This is a genomic window from Candidatus Acidianus copahuensis (assembly GCF_000632495.1).
Lineage (GTDB): Archaea > Thermoproteota > Thermoprotei_A > Sulfolobales > Sulfolobaceae > Acidianus > Acidianus copahuensis.
In genome coordinates this window covers 1-2,393 of sequence record NZ_JFZT01000022.1, presented here as the reverse complement: position 1 = coordinate 2,393, position 2,393 = coordinate 1, and the positions used below count along the sequence as shown (strand labels likewise).

Genomic DNA, 2,393 nt, shown 5'->3' with positions numbered 1-2,393 from the left:
GGTAATAAGAGCAGTCTTTGGCAATTCCAGTCCTACTTGTCCTAAATTGCGTTTGTAGCTATTGTAGTAGCATGAAGGACTTCAGTTATCTTCTCGCCTTTTAACGTTCTCAATACGTTTATTACGGCCTCTTCTGGTTTTTTAGGTGTAGAAGATACCTTTATATACTCTAATTTATCACCACGTTGTATTATTATATCTGTAAAAGTTCCTCCTATATCGATAGAAATCGTTATCTCCTGACTAAGGCTCATCGAGTTGAAATTGGATTTCAAAAATAAAAGTGCTTGACAAAAACGTTCACAAAAGAGGATTAAATTTTATAAGTGACTACTTAACTACTTTAAAATAAAACTTAAAATCTCCATTAGAAATATATATTAAAACGATGAATAATGCATACCTATAAAAACTATAATAGTAGCGTCAATGATTGATGCTCTAATTGAAAGGTATGATGCTTCTATTTTTGGTACTAATACATGATTAACCGCCTTTAAAGCTCCATGAATATATCCCTCCTATAAGAAGAGCTGAGATTATAGTTGATATAAGAAGAGGTTCTGTTAGTTGAGGTTTAGCATGGAGGAAAAAGTTGAAGATTAAAAGGAAATAGTCAAGTGGTAAAAGGAGGTAAAATGCAGTGTTCCTCTCCTTCCACCTAATTACCTTATTCCAAGGAAAATAGCTAACTGCAATAATAAGAGAAACTAAAAACCATCCTAGAAAGTTAGTGTAGGGTATACCAAACCAGTTAGGACTTGTAACGGTTAACCACTTCCAAGCTCCAGCAGTAACCATTATCGGATCTACAGCTAAATCAATTGTAACCATTAGAATTGGGAAAAGGAAAATCTTCTTCATTTGTCCTTTCAACGGAATGAGGGCAAGAGAGGAAAGAAAGGAGAATATACCCCACGCTAAAATGACCGCAACAGGAATCCCAAGAATATATGGGGGAAAGTTATATTCATAATAACCAAATGGAAACCCCGTATGAACTCCTAATTCCTCAAAGAGGAAACCTTCTATCATACTTAATATAAGTAAACGGAGAAGAGATTTGTCCAGTTTTAGAAGTAGGATAAACGATATCAACGACATAGCCAGAAAGAAAAAGAGCAACCCATCTAGCAGAATACCAAAAGTTAATAGAGAAAAGGAGATTATCAGGTACTTGTCTTCTTTATCCATAATGAATAGTCTGACTGGTAAAATATATTTTCCTCGGAGTTAACGTTAGATCATGAAACCTGAATACTGGGGCTAAATAAAGAATAGTTCCATTTACATCTACCTCTATGGACTTGTTCCAATCCTTAACCAAAACTACGAATATAATTGGATATATTGCATCTATGGTTTTTAATAGTACTTCGAGGTGAGGAAAAACAATATTCCTTTTTTCCTCTATTTGCATAAATAGGGGTTTGAGTTTTACGGACAATTATTGCCATGTTCGTGAAGCCCTTGGGCTTCACCACGTCCCGAGGCTATCATCGCGATCCGCCCCATTAACGGGATAACCCCACCCACAACCTTAATCGTCAAAGACCTCAGAGATGATGGGAAACCAGCACACTTTAGTTCCTCTTACCTAATCTTTTACACTCCCTTCTTCGGGTCTACCTACATCCGGGACAAATTAATATTGTTTTTTAAAATATTAGCATCTTGGAAGGGAAAAATCATGAAATGCATAAAATATCACGGTTTAAGCGAAAATGCTGACATGCTCTAACAGATAAAGGGAATTACATCGGAATTACTTTTTATTTACATTATCATAAATAGCGCATGGACAAGCAGAAAATAAGAGAAACGATCTGGAATAAAATGGAACAGATGAACATTGCAGCCTTTCCTAGACCTGTATATGGAAGAATACCTAACTTTAAAGGGTCAGAAAGAGCTGCTTTCCTTCTTTCTAACCTAGAGGAATTTAAGAAAGCCTCCCTTATTAAGGTAAACCCCGATTCACCTCAAAGAAAAGTTAGAGAAATCGCTTTATCTATGGGGAAAAAGGTAATAGTTCCTACACCTAGATTAAGAGGAGATTTTTTCTTGCTTGATCCAAAGAAAGTTAATCCACGAGAGGCTTCATCTATTTCTGGGTTTACAAAATTAGGTGAGAGAGTTGATATATTTAGTCTTGATAAGATCGATGTGGTTATAGTTGGATCTGTTGCAGTAACCAGAAAGGGGGATAGAGTAGGAAAAGGAGAAGGATATAGTGAGCTTGAGTACGCTATGTTAAGGGAATTAGAGAAGGTTGATGATTCGACACCTGTCATTACTACACTCCATCCAATACAGATAGTTCAATCCATTCCTTCTATGCCTTACGATGTTCCAGTAAATATCTTAGTCACTCCTGAAGAAGTAATAAGGGC

At 36.1% G+C, this 2,393-nt stretch carries 4 protein-coding genes; 1 reads left to right on the top strand and 3 read right to left on the bottom strand.

All coding sequences use genetic code 11. The features are described 5' to 3' along the window. Positions 1-41: 41 nt before the first annotated feature. The 3 genes from CM19_RS03780 to CM19_RS03770 all read right to left on the bottom strand — a co-directional run bounded on the left by CM19_RS03780 (position 42) and on the right by CM19_RS03770 (position 1,420). Entirely contained in the window at positions 42-254 is a 213-nt protein-coding gene (locus tag CM19_RS03780) for a hydantoinase/oxoprolinase N-terminal domain-containing protein (RefSeq protein WP_048099131.1), read from the bottom strand. 232 nt (positions 255-486) lie between these two features. Further along, complete coding sequence (locus tag CM19_RS03775) at positions 487-1,194, bottom strand: carotenoid biosynthesis protein (protein ID WP_048099130.1); 708 nt, start codon at positions 1,192-1,194, stop codon at positions 487-489. After that, positions 1,187-1,420, bottom strand: coding sequence for a hypothetical protein (locus tag CM19_RS03770; protein ID WP_048099129.1), 234 nt, complete (start codon positions 1,418-1,420; stop codon positions 1,187-1,189). Before CM19_RS03770 ends, CM19_RS03775 begins: the two co-directional genes overlap by 8 nt. Before the next feature lie 377 nt (positions 1,421-1,797). On the opposite strand from CM19_RS03770, the gene CM19_RS03765 reads away from it, so the two are divergent. Beyond that, the coding region (locus tag CM19_RS03765; protein WP_048099128.1) for a 5-formyltetrahydrofolate cyclo-ligase at positions 1,798-2,393 on the top strand (596 nt) is incomplete at its 3' end.